This window comes from Devosia sp. GW821-FHT12F11, assembly GCF_058806655.1.
Genome location: NZ_JBXAPX010000006.1, coordinates 107739 through 127430 on the forward strand (window position 1 = coordinate 107739; position 19692 = coordinate 127430).

Below are 19692 nucleotides of genomic sequence, written 5' to 3' on the forward strand. Positions count from 1 at the left end.
CCAAGGAATGTCCGAGACCAAGATGCACCTCGTCCCGTGGGACCGGCTGCAGGCGAATACCGTAAGTGTTTTCCGCGCGGCCGGATCGGCGCCGCGGGAAGCCCAACTGATCGCCGAGCATCTGGTGGAAGCGAACCTGCGCGGCCACGATTCTCACGGCGTCGGTGTGGTGCCGATGTACATCAACGGCGTGCGCTCGGGCGGCATGGTGATGAACCAGAGCCTCAAGGTGGCGATCGATACCGGCGCCATGCTGATCTGCGACGCCGGGCAGGGCGCCGGCCAGGTGATGGCTCATGATGCGATGGCGCTGGGCATCGCGCGCGCCAAGGACGAGGGCAGCGCCATCGTCAGCTTGCGCAACAGCCATCATATCGGCCGCATCGGCCATTGGGCCGAGCAGTGCGCGGCCGCCGGCATGGTGTCGATCCATTTCGTCAACGTGGTCGCCGGCGCCATCGTCGCGCCGTTCGGTGGCACGCAGTCGCGATTGGGCACGAACCCGTTTGCCGCAGCCTTCCCGCGCGATGGCGCGCCGCCGGTGGTGGTGGATTTCGCCACCTCCAGGCTCGCTGCCGGCAAGGTGCGCGTGGCTCACAACAAGGGTGTCGAGCTGCCACCGGGGGCGCTGCTCGACAACCAGGGCAGGCCGACGATCAATCCCGGTGCGCTGTTCGAAACCCCGCCCGGTTCGCTGACGACGTTCGGCGAGCACAAGGGCTGGGGCCTGATGCTGGCCTGCGAACTGCTGGGTGCGGCGCTCGTCGGGGCGCCGACGCAGCACGAGAAGAACGGCAACGGCGCGGTGATCAACTCGATGTTCTCGGTGATCGTCTCGCCGGAGCGGCTGGGAACGGCCGGGCCGTTCGCTGCCGAGATGGAGGCGGTGCTGGGCTGGGTGCTGTCGGAGAACGAAGGTGGCGGCAGCGTGAAACTGCCTGGCATGCCGGAACTCGAGACCAGGGCGAAGCGGCTTGCGGAGGGCGTGCCCATAGATGCGGCGACGCTCGACCAGCTCGGCGCTGCAGCGCGGGATGTCGGGCTCGCGGGCTTCGGAGCCCTCTGATGCGCATCTTCATCGCGGCGCTCGGTACCGAGACCAACACTTTCTCGCCGCTGCCGACCGGACGGAAAACGTTCGAGGAAACGCTGTGGGTGCGCCGCGATGCCAGCCTCAGCTCCGACAACTACTTCGTCCTGCCGCTCGTCGAGTGGCGCCGCCTCGCCGAGGCGGCGGGCGACACGGTGATCGAAAGCCTCTCGGCCTTCGCACAGCCGGCCGGCCGTACGGTGCAGGCGGTATGGGAAGAACTCAGGGACACGCTGCTCGGCGACCTCCGGGCCGCCGGTCCGCTCGACCTGGTGCTGTTGAACCTGCATGGCGCGATGGCGTCAGAGGGGTGTGACGACTGCGAGGGCGAACTGGTCGAGATGGTGCGGCAGGTGGTCGGGCCAGAGGTCACCGTGGGGGTCGAGTTCGACCTCCATTGCCACATTTCCGAACGGCTGATGCGCAACGCCGACCTGCTGGTGCTGTACAAGGAGTATCCGCATACCGATGTCGCTGAGCGCGGCGCCGAGCTGTTCGACCTCGCCCGGCGCACCGTGCTGGGCGAGATCAGGCCGGTGATGGCGCTGCGCGATCTGCGCATGCTCGATGTGTGGCGCACCTCGGATGCGCCGGTGCGCGCCCTGGTCGACTGGATGCAGGCGGCCGAGCAGCGCGACAAGGTGCTGTCGGTGAGCTTCGGGCACGGCTTTCCCTGGGCGGACGTGCCCGATGTCGGGGCCAAGACGGTGGTGGTGACCGATGGCGACCCCGAGCTGGCCGAGGCGGTGGCAAAGGAACTCGGCGACCGCATCTGGCAGTTGCGCGAGACCTACGCGGCAAACCTACTCGACGTGGCTGAGACGATGGCGGCGATTGCCGGCGGCAATGGCTGCACGGTGGTGGCCGATATCTCGGACAATGCCGGGTGCGGCGCGGCGAGCGACTCGACCTTCCTGCTCGAGCCACTGCTCCAGGCGAAAGCCGAGCGGGCGTTGTTCGGGTTGCTGTGGGACCCGGCGGCGGTAAGGATCTGCGAGGAAGCCGGTGAAGGCGCGACGTTGCGGCTACGGATCGGCGGCAAGGTCAGCGCCATGTCCGGGCGGCCGGTGGATGTCGAAGCCAGGGTGCTGAAGCTCATCCACGACGCCAAGGTCACCTATGGCGACGGCAAGATGCCAATGGGCGACGCGGTGCTGCTGGAGGCCGATGGCGTCCACATCGTCATCAACACCATCCGCACGCAGACCTTCAATCCGGATGCCTTCACCCAGTTCGGCATCGAGATCAGCGATTACCGCACGGTGGTGCTGAAGTCGGCGCAGCACTTTCATGCCGGCTTCGCGCCGGTGGCCGACCGGATCATCTATGCCGTGGCCGAGGGCACGTCGTCGCCGGATTTCAGGACGCTGCCATTGCCGCATGCCGGGCGGCCGCTATGGCCGCAGGTGGCGGATCCGTGGGCGTGAGAGGGAGGCCGGTGCACGGGCACGGATCGAGTTCCAAAGATACCCCCACCCCTGTCCCCTCCCCGCAAGGGGGAGGGAGACGCTCACACTGATGCCGGTGTTTTGGTCTCCTCCCCCCGAGGCCGAACGCTCAGACCTTGTGCCCAGGCCAGCCCATCAGCAGCTGCACGTCCTTCTCGGCTTCCTTGGCTTTCGCCGCGTCCTTGAACACCCGCATGACGCATTGCGGTTTCTTGCGGTCGATCACGTCGTAGACCAGGTGGTAGCCGGTCTTGTCGAAGATCGGGCCGATCCAGCCGGCGCAGTGGTCGCAATAGCGGCCCATCGGCTCGGCGTCGTTGTCCATGACCTTGGAAAGGCTGGGGCAGACATTCATCCGCAATTCGAGGCGATCCTCGTTGCGGTCGATGTCCATGTCGCAGTTCTCTTCGATCTTGATGTGGGTCCAGTACTCCTCCATGCCCTCGAGACCCTTGGTCTGGATCAGTTCGAGGATGTGCTTTTCCTGGTTCTTCGAGATGGCGAGGAAATAGGCCTGCAACTGGTCCTCGCCCTGCGACTCCAGGAACTTGAAGACCTCGTTGTAGAAGCGGGTGAAGTGGTCGGACGGGATCATGCGCGCCTCCTGATCACCTGACGGCAGCTGCCCGGGCCGGTGATTTCCGTGTCGATGGCATAGGGCGAGCCCTCGGCCAGCGCCTCGTTGGTGCGCGTGGTCTGGTCGCAGAAATGCGGCGAGGGCGTGCCGACGAGTTTCGCCACGTGATGCCAGGCGGTACAGTGGCGGACCGTCAGGACGATCTCGTCGGCGCCGACCTCGATGTCGTAATCGCAGTTCTCGCGGGAAAAGAAATGCCGCCAGTGGCGGACCAACTGGCCGGTATCGCCGGCAACAAGGTCGTCGTGGATCGAGCGGTAGACGTCCTTGCCGACCTTCTTGAAGATCGCGTCCATCGCCTCGACGCCATAGCGCGAGATGATGAAATCGATGGTGGTGTTGGTGGCGCCGTGGAAATCGAGATGGACCTCGCCGCCTTCGGCGTAGCGCAGGTGTTCACTCATGCTTGGGGCTCCCAGGACATCTGGTTGGCGAGGATGCCGCCATCGACATAGAGCATCTGTCCGGTGATGTAGCGGGCGGCGGGTGAGGCGAGGAACACGGCGGTGCCGCCGATATCGGCGGGCATGCCGACGCGGCCGAGCGGGATCTGCCGCTCGAGCGCGGGGCGGACGCCGGGGGTATCGAGCCCGGCTTTGGTGAGCGGAGTTTCGACGATGCCGGGTCCGATGCCGTTGACGCGGATGCCGCGGCTGGCGAGCGTCACCGCCAGCGAACGGATCAGCATCAGCACGGCGCCCTTCGAGGTATCGTAGACGACGCTGTTCTTTTCGGCGGCGAGCGAATTGGTGGAGCCGACGCAGATGATGCTGGGGTTCGATTGCTCGGCCGACAGCTGCTTCACGAAAGCCTGCGCTGCGAACAGGTAGCCCTTCACGTTGAGGTTGAAGGTGCGCTCGAATATCGCCTCGGTCAGGTCGTCGAACTCGGTGTCGCGGTAGGTGCCGGCATTGTTCACCAGCGTATCGAGGCGGCCGAGCTTTTCGCTTGCCTGGGCGACAAAACCCTGTGCACCGGCGACGGTCGAGATGTCGGCCTCGATGAAGTGGCACTCGGTGATATCAGAGAGCCTGGCGACCGCCGCGGTGTCGGCAATGTGCGAGTTGATGGCGAGGCGCGCGCCGGCTTGGGCGAAGGCTTCGGCAATGGCGTAACCGATGCCGGTGGTGGAGCCGGTGATGGCGACAGCTGGAGTGGTCATGCGAGTGCGTTTCCGGCAAGGCCGCTTTCGACGCTGAGCACGGCGCCGACGAGGTTCTTGGTGGCCTCGGCCTTGGGGTGGCTGAACAGGTCGAGGGGTTTGCCAACCTCGACGATCTTGCCCGCGGACATCACCGAGACGCGGCTGGTGGTGTAGGCGACCACCGAGAGGTCGTGGGCGATGAAGACAAGGCCGAGGCCGAGATCGCGCACCAGATCCTTCAGCAGGTTCAGCACCTGGGCCTGGATCGACACGTCGAGCGCGGAGACCGGCTCGTCGGCGATCAGCACTTTCGGCCCCGGCATCAGGGCGCGGGCGATGGCGATGCGCTGCAGCTGGCCGCCGGAGAACTCATGCGGGAAGCGCTCAAGCGCATTCTTGTCGAGCCCGACCTGGTCGAGCACTTCGAGCACACGGGCGGCGTGGTCGCCTTCGATCCTGAGGCTACGCAGCGGCTCGAGCAGCGAGGTGCCGACGCGCATGCGCGGATCGAGCGAGGAGCGCGGGTTCTGCAGCACCACCTGCACCGAGCGGCGGAACAGCTTGCGGTGCGCTTCACCGCCGGTCCAGACGTCGACGCCGTCGTAGAGCACCTGGCCTTCGCCCGGGCGTTCGACGCCGGTGAGCATGCGGGTGAGGGTGGTCTTGCCCGAACCGGATTCGCCGACGAGGCCGACCGCCTCGCCAGGGCGGACGGAGAAATCGATGCTGTCGAGCACCTTCAGTTTGGGGCGCGGCGCGAACAGTTTCTGCCGGTTGAGGTTGTAGACCTGGCTCAGCTGCCGGACTTCGAGCAGCGGCCGCGCATCGGCGGGGAAAGGGGTCACGGCACTCATTGCGCGGCCACCTCGCCGGCGAGGCTGATCGGGTGCCAGCAGGCGGCGCTGACGCCGTCGCTGCCCAGCTCCGGCATGATCTCGCGGCACTTGTCGGTGGCGGCAGGGCAGCGCGGGTTGAAGGCGCAGCCGGTGGGCAGGCTGTGCAGCGGCGGCACCATGCCGGGGATCGAGACGAGGCGCGACGAGCCGTCGAGCGCGATATTGTCCATGGTCGGCTGGCTGTCGAGCAGGCCGCGCGTGTAGTGGTGCCTGGGGTTGCGGAACACTTCCTGCACCGGGCCGATCTCGACGATGCGACCGGCATACATGACGGCGACGGTGTCGCACATGGCGGCGATGATCGGCAGGTCGTGGGTGATCATCAGCAGCGCCGAGCCGCGATCGCGGACGGCGCCGTTGAGCAGGCGCAGCACCTGCTTCTGCACGGTGACGTCGAGCGCGGTGGTCGGCTCGTCGGCGATGATCAGCTGCGGGTAGCATGCGAGCGCCATGGCGATCATGATGCGCTGGCGCTGCCCGCCGGAGATCTCATGCGGATAGGCGCGGACCAGCTGCTCGGGGCGCGGCAGGTTCATCTGCTTGATCAGCTCGATGGTCTGCGCTTCGGCGGTTTTCTTGTCGGCGCCGGTATGGCGGCGGATGACCGAGCTGATCTGGTCGCCGACGCGGCGAACCGGGTTGAGCGACGACAGCGGGTCCTGGAACACCATGGAGAGGGTGCGGCCGCGGCGGCTCGACAGCGCCTTGTCCGACTGGGTGACGAGGTCGACGCCGTCATGGAGGATATTGCCATGGGTGCTCCAGCCCATCGGGAGGAGGCCCATCAGCGCCAGCGCGGTCATCGACTTGCCGGAGCCCGATTCCCCGACCAGCCCCATGCGGCCGCCCTGCGGGATGGCGAAGGAGACGCCGCGCACGGCGGTGACGTCACCGTTGGAGACGACGAGGTTTTTGACTTCGATGGCGTGCGGTTTACCGGAGGTCATCAGCTCCTCCGCTTCAGCTTGGGATCGAGCACGTCGCGCAGCCCGTCGCCGAGGAGGTTCAGGCCGAGCACCACGGTGACGATGGCAAGGCCCGGCCACATGGCGAGCGGCGAGGAAATGCCGACGGTCTGCTGCGCTTCGTTGAGCATCATGCCCCACGAGATCGATGGCCGGGTGACGCCGACACCGAGATAGGAGAGGCCTGCCTCGGTGAGGATGCCGGCGGCGAAATAGAGGGTGAACTGGACGATCATTACACCGGCAATATTGGGGATGACGTGGCGCGCCAGGATGAACAGCTTGCCGCGGCCATAGAGCTTGGCGGAGGTGATGAAATCCTCCTGCAGCACGCTCATCGCGGCCGAGCGGATGACGCGGGTGAAGGAGGGGGTGAAGAAGGCGGTGAGCGCGAAGATGGTGGTGAGCGCGCCCGAGCCCATGGTGGCGGCGAGCACCAGGGCGGTAACCATGCCGGGGATCGACAGCATGATATCGGCGCCGCGCGAGATGGTTTCGTCGGCGATCTTGCCATAGGCGGCGGCGACCAGCCCGGCGATGGTGCCGAGGATCAGGCTGATGGTGGCGCCGCCGGCGCCAACCAGGATCGAGGTGCGCGCCCCGACCATCAGCTGCGCGATGATATCGCGGCCGAGCCCGTCGGTGCCCAGCCAATGGTCGACGGTGCCGGGCGGCAGCATGCGGTTCTTGATGTTGGGAATGTTCGGGTTCGAAGGCAGCCAGAAGAACGAAACGATGGCGACGACCAGGAAGCCGATGGTCAGCACCACGCCGACGACCAGCGAGGCATTGAGCTCGAGGCGGCGACGGCGGCGCGGGGCGACTGCTGGGGCAGCGGTGTTAGTGGTGGTGGTGTTCATGCTGCTGCCTCCCGCTCACGCCGCGTTCCGGACGCGTGGATCGAGCACGCCGTAGAGCAGGTCGACGACGAAGTTGACGAAAATGACGAAGATGATGATCAGCATGACGGTCGACTGCACCACGATCACTTCGCGCGCCGCGACGTTGGCGAGGATCATGCGGCTCAATCCCGGCAGCGAGAACACCATCTCGATGATCACGGTGCCGCCGATCAGCTCGGCGATCTGCAGGCCGACAATGGTGACGATGGGGAGCGCCGCGTTGCGCAGGCCCACGCTGAGCAGCGCCTGGGTGCGGGTCATGCCGACGGCGCGGGCGGTGCGCACATAATCCTGGTTCATCACGTCGAGCACGGCGGAGCGGACATAGCGGATCAGCACCGCGGCCATGATCAGGCCCAGCGACAGCACCGGCAACACCAGCGAACGGATGGCGCCGATCGGGCTCTCGCGCCAATCGACCCAGCCGCCGGTGGGGAGCCAGCCGAGCTTCACCCCGAACAGCACCGAGAGCAGAATGCCGGCCCAGAACACCGGCACGGCAATGCCGATCTGGCTGATCAGCGCCAGCACGGCGCCCGAGGGCTTGCCGACATTGCGCGCCGCGTAGGTGCCGACCGGAATGGCGATGATGAGGCCGAGCAGCAGGCCGGAGAGAGCCAGCGGTACGGAAACGGAGAGGCGCGCGGTGACCAGGTCGGCGACGCTTTCCTTGGTGCGGAAGGACTGGCCGAGATCGCCCTGCAGCATGTTGGTGATCCAGTTGAAGTACTGGACCGGCAGCGGCTGATCGAGGCCGTAGGCATGCGCCAGGGCGTTGATCGCCTCGGCGGTGGCGTCCTTGCCGAGGACGATGGCGGCGACATTGCCGCCGGCGGCGCGAATGAGAATGAAGATGGCGAGCGAGGCAACGAACACGGCGCCCAGAAAAAACGCAAGTTTGCGCAGCGCGTAGATTGCCATTCAGCTCAACTTCCTTCCTTGGAGTCGTCTGTCTCGGACTGGCCCACCCACCGGGTCATCCCCGCGAAAGCGGGGATCTCCGTTTGCTGCGCGTACCGAAACAGAGGTTCCCGCTTTCGCGGGAATGACTCCGTGCTTAGTCACAGTCGAGGCCGCCAGCGTTACGCCGACGGCCCGCGGGTTCAATAGTCAGCACTTACCAGTGCAGCTTGCCGATCTCGATCGCGACGAGGACGCGCGGCTCGAGGAAGCCCTTGAGCTCGCCGTCGAACAGGCCGACGCCCTTCTTGGCGATCAGCGGCACGATGACGGCGTCCTTGCGCAGGATGTCCGCCGCTTCCTTCATCTTGGCGAGGTAGTCCTCATCCGTGGTGGCCTTGTCGGCGTCGCTCAGCGCCTGGGTGTATTCGGCGCTGCAGTAGGTGCTCCAGCCGGCCTTGTCCGGGCTGGGGCAGGCCCACTGGGTCGGCTCGGCGTCGCCCGACATCACGGTGATGTCGAACTGCGGCGGACGGCCCTGGAAGATCAGCTGGCTGTAGCGCGCCAGGTCGATGGCGTTGCGGGTGACGTTGAAGCCGGCGCCCTGCATGGCCGGGATCATGATATCGGCCGGCAGCGACAGGTCAGGCACGTCGCTCAGCGAGGCATATTCCAGCGGGGTCGAGGCGAATTCCGGCGCCTTGGCCATCGCACCTTCATAGTCGAACGGGTAGGGGCAGGTCTCGGGGCTTTCCGGCGAGTACCAGGGCTGGTTGGGCAGCGCGAAGGTACAGGTGTTCTCGGCCCCCCACGAGGCGCCGAAGGCGTCGTTGTAGGACTGCCGGTCAAGCGTCGCGGCGAGCGCCTGGCGCAGCGCCGGATCGAGCTTCTGGTTGAACACCGCGTAGGTCGGCTCGCCGATCTGCGGATAGGTGACGAGGGTGAACTTCTTGTCGAGCTCACGCTTGGTCAGCTGTTCCCACAGGTCGATGGTGATCACCGGAACGGCGTCGACTTCACCGGCTTCCAATGCGTTGAGGCCGGCAGTGCCGTCGGTCACGATGCGCACGGTGGCGGCAGTAATGGTCGGCTTGGTGCCCCAGTAGTTGGGGTTGGCCTCGAACTCGAAGGTCGAGTTGGTGGTGTAGGACTTCAGCACGTAGGGGCCGGTGCCGATCGGGTTGGTGGCGATGCTGCCGGCGGCGTGCTCAGGCTGGATCAGCCCGGCGACCGAGCCCATGCCACGCCAGAAGTTCTGGCTCGGCTGCGACAGCGTCACCTTGACGGTCTGATCATCGACCTTCTCGATTGAGCTGACGGCATTGTAGGCCGACGAGTTGTTGACGACCGGCGAGGCCTTCATCGTGTTGAGCGAGTAGATCACGTCTTCGACGGTCACCGGGGTGCCGTCGGAGAAGTTGGTCTTACGGATCTTGAACTCGTAGGTCAGCTTGTCGTCGGAAATGGTCCAGGACTCGGCGACGCCGGGCTCAACCGAGCCGTCCTTGTTGAAATAGACCAGCGGCTCGACGACGTTGGCCGGAATCCACAGGCGCAGTGCCGTGAGGCCGCTGGTGACGTAGTCGAGCGTGCCCGGATCCTGGCGGGCGATCAGCACCACCTTGTTCTCTGCGGCGCGCGGCGAGGCCGCCATGGCTTCGGCGCCGCCAAAGGCTGCCAGCATGATCGCAGCCGCGGCAATGGCGCCGAGGCGCTGGCCGAACTTTCCCTTAGACTGCATGTTGAATCGTCCCTTCCGATTGTCCCTGAAAATCTGTGCGTCGCGCGGCGCCTCCACATCTGTCCCCCTGTGCAGTCGGCAGTGCACCGCGCTTCGTGCTGCCGGCATATCCCATAATGTGGAATGCAAACTCTTTTTGCATGCCGATAGTCTGCATAGGATATGTGCGTATGGCAAGTAGCTTCCCGTTTCAGCCCCAAAACGAGCAGCAAATTAATGTTGGGTCGCTGATTTGCGTTCCGCTATATGGAACGTTGCTTGCGTAAGGGCATGATTTTGCCGCTGCGGCGCACCGGAAGGGCAGCGGGAAACGCCAGGATAGCGCATCGCGAGCGCTGATCGCTGCGTCGAATGGGCTCAGCCGCATCGCGGGGCTTCAGATGACTTCTCAACGGCGCAGCGATTGCCTAGTTTGCACGCCGCCTGGAGGAGACGTTTGACGTGAAGATCGGAATTGTCGGGCTTGGCGCCCGGGTAGGGTACCTGGCGCGGATCGCCGTGCAGCAGGTGCCGGGCGCGCAACTTTGCGGCTATGTCGATCCGACGCCATACGGGATGCCGGAACTGACCGGGGCGGGGATCGATGCGGGTCCCGCCTACGAAACACCCGAGGCGCTGCTCAGGGCCCAAAAGCTCGACCTCCTGATGGTCGGCTCACCCAACCACATGCACCTCGACCACATCCGGATCGGGCTCGAGGCCGGGCTCAATGTGTTCACCGAAAAGCCGGTGGTGACCACCGAGGAAGACACGTATGCGCTGCTCGAACTCCTGAGACAGAGCGGTGGCGCGGACAGCGTGATGATCGGGCTGGTGCTGCGCTACGCGCCGCTCTATCGCGACCTGGTCCAGAGCTATCGCTCCGGCGCACTCGGCAAGATCACTTCGATCGAAGCGAGCGAGCACATCGCGCCCTATCACGGGGCCTTCTTCATGCGCGACTGGCGCCGGCGCAGCGGCTATTCGGGCGGCTTCATTCTCGAAAAGTGCTGCCACGACATCGACCTCTACCAGGGGTTGGTCGGTAACCGGCCGGTACGGGTGGCGAGCTTCGGCGGGCGAAAGACCTTCGTGCCCGAGAACATGCCGACCAAGGCCGGGATCAACGATCTCGACGTGTACTTCCGCAAGCCCGGTGGCTGGGAGAGCGATAGCCGGGTGTGGGACGGCGATGGCGACATTATCGACTACCAGACGGCGCTGGTGGAGTATTCCGGCGGTGAGAACCTCTGCTTTCACACCAACCTGAACGTGCCCGACGAATACCGGCATTTCACCGTCATCGGCACGCATGGCATGGCCGAGGGCGATTTCGTGCGCAACTTCTACCGCGTGCACGATGCGCGGACCGGCGAGCGGATGGTCGACAAGCGCTACGAGACCAAGGGCAGCTCGGTGCATTACGGCGCCGACGAGCAGATGGTGGCCGATATCTTCGCCCACCTGACCGATGGGGCGCCGCTGCCGGTTTCCATCGTCGACGGGCTGGTGGCGGGGATGACGGCGATCAAGATCGACGAGGCGCGGGCCAGCCGGCAGGTGATCGAGCTCACCGAGACCTGGCGGCAGTTCGACAGCTACGGGCTCAGCTGACGGATTCGCCGTTGGAAGGGCTTTGCGGCCTCAAGCGGCGCCGATATGTTCGCGCGGAATTCTCGGAGGACAATCCCATGCACAAATCCATCGCAGCCCTCGGGCTCGCGTCCATCCTGGCGCTCGGCGTCTCCTCGGGGGCTCTGGCCGCCGGCGAGAAGGTGTCGGTGATCACCCCATTCCTTGCGGCGATCGCGACCGGCGAGATGATCGAGGCGTTCAAGGCCAAGGCAGCCGAATATCAGTGGACTGTCGACGTGGTCGACACTGCCGGCGACATGGCGGCCTTTGCCAGCCGCGTCGAGGATGCGACCACCAGCGGCGCCAACGCCATCGTGCTGGTGTCGGTCGATCCGGCGCAGATTCAGGATCAGGTCGACAAGGCCAAGGCGGCGGGCGTGCCTGTCATCACCATCGACGGTGCCAAGAACGCTTCGAGCGTGCTGAACGTCACCTCCGACAATTATGTGCTCGGCGAGACGATGACCAAGTTCCTGTTCGACCAGATCGGCAACAAGGGCAACATCGTGCGCTTCTTCTATTCGGCGCACCCCGGCGTGCATCAGCGCGAGCTGGCGCTCGACGCGGCGCTGAAGGCCAACCCGGAGATCAAGCAGGTGGCCGACCACTACGTGGCGGTGCCCGGCCAGGTGGATGACAGCCGCGCCGCCATGGATGCGATGCTGCTCGCCAACCCGGGCGACGGCGCCATAGACGCGGTGTGGGCAGCCTGGGACGAGCCGGGGATCGGCGCCAACCTCGCCATCGAGGCAGCGGGCCGCAAGGGCATTGTCATCGCCGGCATCGACGGCAACCCGCAGGCGATCGACCTGATCAAGGCCTGCGGCGCCTATGTCGGCACCGTGCGCCAGGGTTTTGGCGAGATGGCCAATATTGCAGCCGGTGAGCTCAACACCATTCTCGCCGGCGGCAGCGCCAAGGCCGACGAACTCTACGCGCCGGTGGAACTGATCACCCGCGAGAGCCTCGGCGTCACCTGTCCCTGACGTTGCTGGACCTTTCCGGGATCAGCCGGCGCTTCGGCGCGACGCATGCGCTCGAGGACGTGAGCCTCGCCCTTTCCGAGGGCGAGGTGCTCGGGCTCGTCGGGCCGAACGGCGCCGGCAAATCGACGCTGATCAAGATCATCGCCGGCGCCGACCGGCCCGATGCCGGAGAGATCCGTATCGACGGCGCGCCGGTGCAGTTTCATTCGGCGCATGATGCCTATGCGGCAGGGATCCGGGTGATCCACCAGGATGCGCCGCTGGTGCCGGGCTTCGATACGGTCGAAAACTGCTATCTCGGCCGCGCCTATCCGCGACGCTTCGGACGGATCGACCGCAAGGCGATGCGCGCGGCGATTGCCGAAGTGGCGGCCGAGATCGCGCCGGAACTCGATCTCGACGTGCCGGTGATGTTCCTGCCGCCGGCCGAGCGGCAATTCGTGCGGCTGCTGCGTGCGGTGGCCGACAAGGGCCGGCTGCTGATCCTCGACGAGCCGACCGCCGCCCTGCCGGCGGAGGATGCCGAGCGGTTCTACGAAGTGCTGCGGCGGACGCGGCAGCGCGGCACCTCGATCATCCTGGTCAGCCACCGGCTCGACGAAATCGCCGATTTCTGCGGCCGCGCCGTGGTGATCCGCGACGGGCGGATCGTGGCGCATTTCGCCGAGGGCGAAGTGAAGCCCGAGGCGATGATCGCGGCGATGGGCGGCAGCGCTTCGGAGCGCTCGACCCGGGAGACCGATACCAGTGCCCCCAAGGTCATCGAGATCGATGGGGTGACGGCGGGCGACCTGACCCGGCCGGCGCAGCTTGATGTGCATGCCGGGGAAGTGCTTGCGCTTTACGGGCTGGCCGGTTCGGGACGATCGAGCCTGCTCAACGCGATCTGGGGGGCGATCCCTTGGGCCGGCAGGATGCGGCTCGCCGGCGCCGATTATGCGCCGCGCTCGCCGCGGCAGGCGATTGCGCAAGGGGTTTCGTGCGTGCCGGCAGACCGGCATCGCAGCGGGTTGTTCCTCAGCGAAGACCTGGTGTTCAACAAGACGCTGCCGCTGCTTTCGGGCTATCGCCGGATGAGCGGGCTGCCGGTCCCTGACACCAGGGCTGAGCGCGACGAGTTCCTCGTCGCCGCGGAACGGGTGTCGCTCAGCTATCGCGACCCACGGCAGCTGGCGCGGACGCTGTCGGGCGGCAACCAGCAGAAGCTGATCTTCTCGCGCTGGGCCAACCGGCACTCGCGGGTGATGCTGCTCGATGAGCCGACCGAGGGCGTCGACGTGATGGCCAAGGCGACGATCAAGGACATCATCCGGGCCATCGCCGCCGACGGCAACGCCGTGCTGGTCTCGACCTCGGATCGTGACGAAGCGCTGGAGCTGGGCGACCGCATCGCGGTGTTCCGGCAGGGCGGCATCGTCAGAATTTTCACCCGCGCGGAGGCGAGCGCCGAAGCGCTGTCGGCTGCCGCGCAGTCTCGGGAGGCGGCGTGACCCGCACCAATCTCAATCGTTTCGGCACACTGATCGCCTTCGTGCTGCTCTGCATCGGCTTCTCGATCGCGGCGCCGGCGGCCTTCGCTTCGCCGGCCAATGTGTTCAACCTCGTCCAGCAGATGGCGACGCTGGCGATCGTCGCGACGGCCGCGACGCTGGTGATGACCATTTCGGAGTTCGACCTGTCGGTCGGGTTCTCGGCGTCGCTGGCGGCGGTGATCTGCTTCGTGTTGTTCGGGCAGGGCTATGACGTGTGGCTGGCGGTGCCGGCGGCGCTGCTGGTAGGCATCGTCGGCGGCGCGGCCAATGGGGTGCTGGTGGCGCGGTTCGGCATTCCGTCCTTCGTCGCAACGCTGGCGCTCGGCACCATCCTTTCCGGCTTCGCCTTCGGGCTGAGTGGCGGGCAGAGCCTGTTCCAGTCGGTACCCGACGGCTTCAAGAGCCTGGCGCGCGGCGACCTGTTCGGCATTCCGGTCCTGGGCTTCTGGATCGTCGCGGTGCTGGGCATCGCCGCGTTCGTCCTGACGCAGACCGAGTTCGGGCGGCGGCTCAGGGCGATCGGCGGTAATGCCCAGGCGGCGCGACTCGCCGGCTTGCCGATCATCCGCGACGTGATCGTGACCTTCGCCATTGCCGGCGGCCTCTCGGCGCTGGCCGGGTTGCTGCTGGCCTCGCGGCTGGGCAGTGTGCAGCACACCATGGGAGAGCCGCTGCTGCTGCCGGCCTATGCGGCGGTGTTCATCGGCACCACCGCGTCGCCGACCGGGGCGCCGACGGTGGCGGGAACGCTCCTGGGCGTGGCGATCACCGGGGTGATGGTCAACGGCATGACCATCGTCGGGGTCGAGCCGTTCGTGCAGAAGATCATGACCGGCGTGATCATTCTCGTCGCCGTGCTGCTGCGCCGGGTGGGGCGGTCGAAGTGAGTATCCTCGTGCTGGATTGCGGCAGCTCGGCGCTGAAGGCGACGGTGTTCGCCGATGATGGCGCAGTGATCGCCACCACCGATGCCGGCTACCCCGAGCAGAGCGCGCCGCATCGGCGGGCGCCGGAGGACTGGTGGCGCGCCGCGGTCGAGGCGGTGAGCAGGCTGCCGCTCGACGGCGTCGCCGCCCTCTCGCTGACCGGGATGATGGAGAACCTGATCGCCGTCGATGCGGTCGGCCAGCCGGTGCGAGATGCAGCGCTCTACTCCGATCCGATCGGCACGGAAGCGTTCGAGGCGGTAGTGGCAGGGCTCGAGGCGGCCGATGCAACCGCCATCCTCGGCAACGCGCCGCGACCGCTGATGACGGCTTTCAAGCTGCTGGCGCTTGGGCCGAAGGGAGCCGAGTGGGTGCTGCCGGGCTCGAAGGATTTTCTGGCGCTGCGGCTTACCGGCGTCGCGGCCACCGATCCGAGCTGCGCCAGCACCACCGGGCTGATGGACATCGGGACGCGCGACTGGTCGGAGGCGCTGGTCGAATTGCTCGACGTCGATCGTGGGCTGCTGCCGCCGATCCTTGCGGCCGAGACGGTGCTGGGCGGGCTCACGGCCGAGGCCGCGATAGCCCTGGGGCTGCCCGCCGGCATCCCGGTGATCAACGGTTGCGGCGATGCCGCGGCCACCACCATCGGCAGCGGAGCGGAGCGGCCGGACGAGGTCAGCATCTACCTGGGCACCAGCGGTTGGGTGGCCGGCGTCACCGCGGTGACGGAACGGACGCCGCGGCCCTATTACCGGCTGTCGCATCCGCTGCATGGCGGGCTGATCGAGGTGGCGCCGATCTTCTCGGCTGGTGCGGCGGCGCAGTGGGCGCGCGACACGCTGGGGCTGACCCTCAACAAGGCCGAGGAGTTGGCGGGCGAAGCCGATGTCGCGCCGGGTGGCGCGCTGTTCCTGCCCTATCTCAACGGCGAGCGCACCCCGTTCGTCGACCTCGAGCTGAGGGCCGGGTTCGTCAATGTCGCGGCCAGCGACAGCGCTGCGACGCTCTATTATGCAGCGCTCGAAGGCGTGGCGTTTGCCATCGCCGCCAACGTGCGGGCCATGGGCGCGGCGGGGCCGGTCTACCTGGTGGGCGGTGGCGCGCAGAGCGCGATTTGGCCGCAGATCATGGCTGACGTGCTGGGGCGCGAGGTCACGGTGCCGCAATATCCGGTACTGGCCGCGAGCCTCGGCGCCTATCGCGCCGCGGCGAAGGCGCTGGGGCTGACGGTTGGAGTGGCAGCGCGGGGCAAGGCCTATCTGCCGAGAGCGGATCGGGCGGAACGGATCGCGCGGCAGCAGCGGCGGTTCGAGCGGGTGACCGGGATGCTGCGCGAGCTGGCGCGGATTTAGGCGCACCGGCCGTAGGGTCAGTTAGTCTCCACCCCCAGCCGCCAGCATATCGCTCAAGTCCCGCGAAAAATGCTTGCGGAACATGGTCAGCTGGGCGGCGCCGAGTGGCGTGGCGCGGGCGCCCAACGTGCCGGCGACGAGGCGGGGGCGCCGGGCGCCGATGACCACCAGTTCACCCAGCGCCTGCTCCGTCGCTGCGACCAGCCGCTCGGTGATCGGCTGCGGCGCGGTGCTGTCGATAATGGCGTGATCGATCTCCAGCACTGCGCCGGTATTGACGATGATCTCGGCGAGGGCGCTGCCTGATGCCTCGACCCAGGGGGCGATGTGCGCTTCCCAATCTGCCCACGGCCAATCCGAGGGGTTGCCGACCGGCAGTTCGATGCCTGCCTCGGCCAGGCGTCGGCCGAGGGCCGTTGTCGAGGCGATGTCGTGGCCGAAGCTGCGGTGGCCGTCATGGCCGTTGACCAGCATGGATCCGAGGTTGGCGGAATTGCCGGTCGGCCCTTCCCACAGCGTATGTTCGGCGGTGATGCCGGCCCCGAGATAGGTCGAAACGAACAGGTGCACCAGGTTGGCTGGGCGCGGCGGCGGCGACATCACCATTTCGGCGAAGCATGCGCAGTTGCCGTCGTTGAACCAGGTGGTGGCGAGGCCCGTCGCCGCTTCGAGCCCACTGCGCAGGTCGAGGGCGCGCCACGCCTCCAACTGGCCGGGCGGCGGGTCGACATTGCCGATCAGGCTGCCGAGATTGCTGGGTGTCGCGAGGCCGATACCGGCAACGCGTTGCTGTTGGGCTGGAGTAAGCCGGGCAATGAGCCCAGCGATGGCCTCGGCCGCCTCGGCGAGGATGGTCGTGGCATCGGGATAAGCAAAATCGCGGCGATAGCGACCGAGATCCTCGCTGCCGAGGTTGATCAGGGTGATGTCGAGATGGCGCCAGGAAATCTCGCAGCCGATGCCATAGGCGCCGCCATAGTCGAGATAGAGCGGCGTTGCCGGCTGGCCGCGGCGGCCGCGCAGCACGTCGCCACGCGTGATGAGGCCGTCGTCCTCGAGCTCGGTGACGATGGCCGACGCCGTCTGCGGCGCGAGGCCGGTGCGGCGCGACACCTCGGCGTTCGAAATGCCGGGGCTGAAGGTGATGGTGGTGAGCACGGCGCGGCGATTGGCGGCGCGCAGGCTGGCATGTTGCACGCCGCGTCCCGCGGGTTCAAAGAAGTCAGCCAATTCTAAGCCCTCGCCGCAACCCAAATTGACGCCGAAGCAACGCCGCCCAGCCCGAAGTACGGGCTGAGCTTCGATTCCTGCGTCCACAAATACTAAGTGGGGTGGCGCGGCGGGGCGTCAACCCGTCAAAGCACTACCAATTGGTCACAGAGCCATCGCGGCGGTGCAGCATGGGTGCCTGCCAGAACTTGAAGCTCTGCTTTTTGATCAGCTCCTCATTGACCTCGATCCCGAGGCCGGGTGCGTCGCTGACCGGGTAGTGCGCGCCTTCCAGGCGCGGCTGCACGGGGAAAAACTCGGTATTGTCGAAGCCGAGATGTTCCGCCGGGCTGGAACGCGTCTCGAGCCAGGAGAAGTTCGGCACCGCGGCCGAGAAGTGAACGGTGGCCGCCGTGCAGATCGGGCCGAGCGGATTGTGCGGCATCATGTCCACATAGTGCGCCTCGCTCCAGCCGGCGACCTTCATCGACTCGGTGAGGCCGCCGACATTGCACACGTCGATACGGTTGAACTGATGGATGCCGCGTTCGATGTAGGGCAGGAACTGCCACTTCGAGGCAAACTCCTCGCCGATGGCGAAGGGCACGTCGGTAAGGGTGCGCAGCGACTCGTAGGCTTCGGGGGTTTCGTCGCGGATCGGCTCCTCGAGGAAGTCGAGCGTGCCGGACGGCATCTTCTGGCAGAAGCTCGCCGCCTCGGCCACCGACAGGCGGTGATGGAAGTCGATGCCGAGGATGACGTCCTCGCCGAGCTCTTCGCGCGCCTTGACCATCCACTTGGCGGTCTTGCCGATATGCTCGCGCGGCTCGTAGATCGCCTCGCCATGGCCGGAGGGCGATAGCCGCATGGCATTCCAGCCATGGGCGATCAGCATTTTGGCCTGCTCGATCATTTCAGGACCGGGTTCGCCCGAGGTGGTGGCGAAGGTCGGGATCTTGTCGCGCTGCTTGCCACCGAGCAGCTCGTAGACCGGCACGCCGAGCGCCTTGCCCTTGATGTCGTAGAGCGCGATGTCGATGGCCGAGATCGCCGCCTGCAGCACGCGACCGCCTTCGAAGTATTGGCTGCGATAGAGCAACTGCCAGATGTGGCCGATCTTGAACGGGTCCATGCCGATGAGGATTTCGGCATAGTGCTCGATGGCGCCGACCACCGCCTTCTCGCGGCCCGACAGGCCGCTTTCGCCCCAGCCGAAAATGCCCTCGTCGGTCTCGATCTTGACGACCAGCTGGTTACGGATCCCCACCCAGACGGCGTAGGGCTTGATGGCAGTAATCTTCAATTGAATGGCTCCTCAGCGGCGGGGTTGTCCCGCTCGATTGTGAAAGAAGGGGGACTGATTGGCAGCAGGGAGTCAATTGGACGAGCGAACGAAGCAGCGGGATGGCGTGGGAGCAGTGCAAGCTCTCGAAAGCAGACGAGAGTCCCGCCCCCACCTGCTCTCACTCGGTCTTGGGTGATCCACCCAGTCTGGCGCGCATGCCGCCATCGACCCGCAGGACCTCGCCGGTGATGAAGGACGCGTTATTGGAGGCGAGGAACAGTACAGCGCTGGCGACCTCGGAAGGGTGGGCCATGCGGCCGAGCGGATGCATGGCGTCGATCTCGGCATAGACCGCGGCGGGGTCGGGCGCGGCGTCGACAGCGTTGCGGAGCAACGGGGTATCGACCGAGCCCGGAGCGATGCCGTTCACGCGCACCCCATATGGCGCGTAATCGACGGCCATCGAGCGGACGAGACCGATGAGGCCGTGCTTGGACACCGAGTAGGCGGTGACGCCGGCCTGCGAGGCCATACCCTGCACCGAGGAGATGTGGACGACGCTGCCTTTGGAAGCGCGCAGCATGGCCATCGAGGCCTTCGAGATGAGGAAGGCGCCCTTGAGGTTGACGTCGAGGGTGCGGTCCCACAACGCTTCATCGGTGGTCTCGACGGTGCCATAGGTCTGGATGCCGGCATTGTGGCTCAGCACGTCGAGGCCGCCGAAGCTCTGTTGCGCCATGGCTGCGGCACGGGTGCAGTCGGCGAGGCTGGCGACCGAGCCGACGCAGATCGCGGTGGCTGCGGCCTTACCGTTGAGCGCCGCCGCGACGTCTTCCAGTCCGGCGGCATCGACATCCATCAGCACCAGCTTGGCGCCCTCGGCCGCGAAGGCCTCGGCGACGGCGCGTCCGATGCCCTTGGCCGCGCCGGTGACCAATACACGTTGCATGAAGTCCTCCCTGTTGATGCCGGGCATATCAGCATCGCAACGGTGTTGGCGAAAGATGGAAACAGGGATTATGAGGGCGTCGCCACCCGCTGCCGGCCGGCGCCCGCCGCCCG

The 19692-nt window shown here is 66.4% G+C and carries 18 protein-coding genes; 7 read left to right on the plus strand and 11 right to left on the minus strand.

The features are described from left to right. Positions 1–7: 7 nt before the first annotated feature. Positions 8–1066 carry a malate/lactate/ureidoglycolate dehydrogenase gene (locus AC1ROK_RS18130; RefSeq protein ID WP_492849456.1) on the plus strand — a complete coding sequence of 353 codons (1059 nt, stop codon included), beginning with the start codon at positions 8–10 and terminating at the stop codon, positions 1064–1066. Further along, entirely contained in the window at positions 1066–2517 is a 1452-nt protein-coding gene (locus AC1ROK_RS18135) for a M81 family metallopeptidase (protein WP_492849458.1), read from the plus strand. The genes AC1ROK_RS18130 and AC1ROK_RS18135 overlap by 1 nt, the downstream gene beginning before the upstream one ends. Positions 2518–2647: 130 nt before the next feature. Here the strand turns inward: AC1ROK_RS18135 and AC1ROK_RS18140 are convergent, their stop codons facing one another. From AC1ROK_RS18140 to AC1ROK_RS18175, 8 genes are all read right to left on the minus strand, one after another. Beyond that, on the minus strand, positions 2648–3133 hold the full coding sequence (locus AC1ROK_RS18140) for a hypothetical protein (protein ID WP_492849460.1): 486 nt from the start codon (positions 3131–3133) through the stop codon (positions 2648–2650). Continuing rightward, positions 3130–3579 (minus strand): hypothetical protein, encoded by a 450-nt coding sequence (locus tag AC1ROK_RS18145; protein ID WP_492849462.1) that lies wholly within the window; start codon positions 3577–3579, stop codon positions 3130–3132. Before AC1ROK_RS18145 ends, AC1ROK_RS18140 begins: the two co-directional genes overlap by 4 nt. Then, positions 3576–4337 (minus strand): SDR family NAD(P)-dependent oxidoreductase, encoded by a 762-nt coding sequence (locus AC1ROK_RS18150; protein WP_492849464.1) that lies wholly within the window; start codon positions 4335–4337, stop codon positions 3576–3578. The genes AC1ROK_RS18145 and AC1ROK_RS18150 overlap by 4 nt, the downstream gene beginning before the upstream one ends. Then, positions 4334–5173, minus strand: a complete 840-nt coding sequence (locus AC1ROK_RS18155; RefSeq protein WP_492849466.1) for an ATP-binding cassette domain-containing protein — start codon at positions 5171–5173, stop codon at positions 4334–4336. The genes AC1ROK_RS18150 and AC1ROK_RS18155 overlap by 4 nt, the downstream gene beginning before the upstream one ends. Next, positions 5170–6162 carry an ABC transporter ATP-binding protein gene (locus AC1ROK_RS18160; protein ID WP_492849468.1) on the minus strand — a complete coding sequence of 331 codons (993 nt, stop codon included), beginning with the start codon at positions 6160–6162 and terminating at the stop codon, positions 5170–5172. The genes AC1ROK_RS18155 and AC1ROK_RS18160 overlap by 4 nt, the downstream gene beginning before the upstream one ends. Continuing rightward, positions 6162–7040, minus strand: coding sequence for an ABC transporter permease (locus tag AC1ROK_RS18165; RefSeq protein WP_492849470.1), 879 nt, complete (start codon positions 7038–7040; stop codon positions 6162–6164). The genes AC1ROK_RS18160 and AC1ROK_RS18165 overlap by 1 nt, the downstream gene beginning before the upstream one ends. A gap of 15 nt (positions 7041–7055) precedes the next feature. Next, a complete protein-coding gene (locus AC1ROK_RS18170; protein ID WP_291309151.1) occupies positions 7056–8003 on the minus strand; it encodes an ABC transporter permease in 948 nt (315 codons plus the stop codon). Positions 8004–8199: 196 nt separating this feature from the next. Further along, entirely contained in the window at positions 8200–9723 is a 1524-nt protein-coding gene (locus tag AC1ROK_RS18175) for an ABC transporter substrate-binding protein (protein WP_492849473.1), read from the minus strand. A 441-nt stretch (positions 9724–10164) separates the two neighbouring features. On the opposite strand from AC1ROK_RS18175, the gene AC1ROK_RS18180 reads away from it, so the two are divergent. The 5 genes from AC1ROK_RS18180 to AC1ROK_RS18200 all read left to right on the plus strand — a co-directional run bounded on the left by AC1ROK_RS18180 (position 10165) and on the right by AC1ROK_RS18200 (position 16136). Continuing rightward, entirely contained in the window at positions 10165–11316 is a 1152-nt protein-coding gene (locus AC1ROK_RS18180) for a Gfo/Idh/MocA family protein (RefSeq protein ID WP_492849475.1), read from the plus strand. Positions 11317–11393: 77 nt separating this feature from the next. Then, complete coding sequence (locus tag AC1ROK_RS18185) at positions 11394–12323, plus strand: substrate-binding domain-containing protein (RefSeq protein WP_492849477.1); 930 nt, start codon at positions 11394–11396, stop codon at positions 12321–12323. A gap of 2 nt (positions 12324–12325) precedes the next feature. After that, the gene (locus tag AC1ROK_RS18190; RefSeq protein ID WP_492849479.1) at positions 12326–13813 is read left to right on the plus strand and encodes a sugar ABC transporter ATP-binding protein; all 1488 of its coding nucleotides are present in this window, start codon (positions 12326–12328) and stop codon (positions 13811–13813) included. Then, on the plus strand, positions 13810–14742 hold the full coding sequence (locus AC1ROK_RS18195; RefSeq protein WP_492849481.1) for an ABC transporter permease: 933 nt from the start codon (positions 13810–13812) through the stop codon (positions 14740–14742). The genes AC1ROK_RS18190 and AC1ROK_RS18195 overlap by 4 nt, the downstream gene beginning before the upstream one ends. Then, positions 14739–16136, plus strand: a complete 1398-nt coding sequence (locus AC1ROK_RS18200) for a xylulokinase (protein ID WP_492849483.1) — start codon at positions 14739–14741, stop codon at positions 16134–16136. Before AC1ROK_RS18195 ends, AC1ROK_RS18200 begins: the two co-directional genes overlap by 4 nt. Before the next feature lie 21 nt (positions 16137–16157). On the opposite strand, the gene AC1ROK_RS18205 is transcribed toward AC1ROK_RS18200, so the two are convergent. The 3 genes from AC1ROK_RS18205 to AC1ROK_RS18215 form a co-directional block, all read right to left on the minus strand. Continuing rightward, the gene (locus AC1ROK_RS18205; protein ID WP_492849485.1) at positions 16158–17333 is read right to left on the minus strand and encodes an ROK family transcriptional regulator; all 1176 of its coding nucleotides are present in this window, start codon (positions 17331–17333) and stop codon (positions 16158–16160) included. Between the two features lie 166 nt (positions 17334–17499). Further along, the gene (locus tag AC1ROK_RS18210) at positions 17500–18648 is read right to left on the minus strand and encodes a mandelate racemase/muconate lactonizing enzyme family protein (RefSeq protein ID WP_492849487.1); all 1149 of its coding nucleotides are present in this window, start codon (positions 18646–18648) and stop codon (positions 17500–17502) included. Between the two features lie 160 nt (positions 18649–18808). Next, the gene (locus tag AC1ROK_RS18215) at positions 18809–19579 is read right to left on the minus strand and encodes an SDR family NAD(P)-dependent oxidoreductase (RefSeq protein WP_492849489.1); all 771 of its coding nucleotides are present in this window, start codon (positions 19577–19579) and stop codon (positions 18809–18811) included. Positions 19580–19692 lie beyond the last annotated feature (113 nt).

What these genes read in the sequence shown, in the direction of transcription:
- AC1ROK_RS18150 (WP_492849464.1), bottom strand. Translation starts at nt 4,337, where the DNA reads ATGACCACTCCAGCTGTCGCCATCACCGGCTCCACCACCGGCATCGGT.
- AC1ROK_RS18215 (WP_492849489.1), bottom strand. Translation starts at nt 19,579, where the DNA reads ATGCAACGTGTATTGGTCACCGGCGCGGCCAAGGGCATCGGACGCGCC.
- AC1ROK_RS18140 (WP_492849460.1), bottom strand. Translation starts at nt 3,133, where the DNA reads ATGATCCCGTCCGACCACTTCACCCGCTTCTACAACGAGGTCTTCAAG.
- AC1ROK_RS18165 (WP_492849470.1), bottom strand. Translation starts at nt 7,040, where the DNA reads ATGAACACCACCACCACTAACACCGCTGCCCCAGCAGTCGCCCCGCGC.
- AC1ROK_RS18170 (WP_291309151.1), bottom strand. Translation starts at nt 8,003, where the DNA reads ATGGCAATCTACGCGCTGCGCAAACTTGCGTTTTTTCTGGGCGCCGTG.
- AC1ROK_RS18175 (WP_492849473.1), bottom strand. Translation starts at nt 9,723, where the DNA reads ATGCAGTCTAAGGGAAAGTTCGGCCAGCGCCTCGGCGCCATTGCCGCG.
- AC1ROK_RS18155 (WP_492849466.1), bottom strand. Translation starts at nt 5,173, where the DNA reads ATGAGTGCCGTGACCCCTTTCCCCGCCGATGCGCGGCCGCTGCTCGAA.
- AC1ROK_RS18185 (WP_492849477.1), top strand. Translation starts at nt 11,394, where the DNA reads ATGCACAAATCCATCGCAGCCCTCGGGCTCGCGTCCATCCTGGCGCTC.
- AC1ROK_RS18130 (WP_492849456.1), top strand. Translation starts at nt 8, where the DNA reads ATGTCCGAGACCAAGATGCACCTCGTCCCGTGGGACCGGCTGCAGGCG.
- AC1ROK_RS18135 (WP_492849458.1), top strand. Translation starts at nt 1,066, where the DNA reads ATGCGCATCTTCATCGCGGCGCTCGGTACCGAGACCAACACTTTCTCG.
- AC1ROK_RS18145 (WP_492849462.1), bottom strand. Translation starts at nt 3,579, where the DNA reads ATGAGTGAACACCTGCGCTACGCCGAAGGCGGCGAGGTCCATCTCGAT.
- AC1ROK_RS18160 (WP_492849468.1), bottom strand. Translation starts at nt 6,162, where the DNA reads ATGACCTCCGGTAAACCGCACGCCATCGAAGTCAAAAACCTCGTCGTC.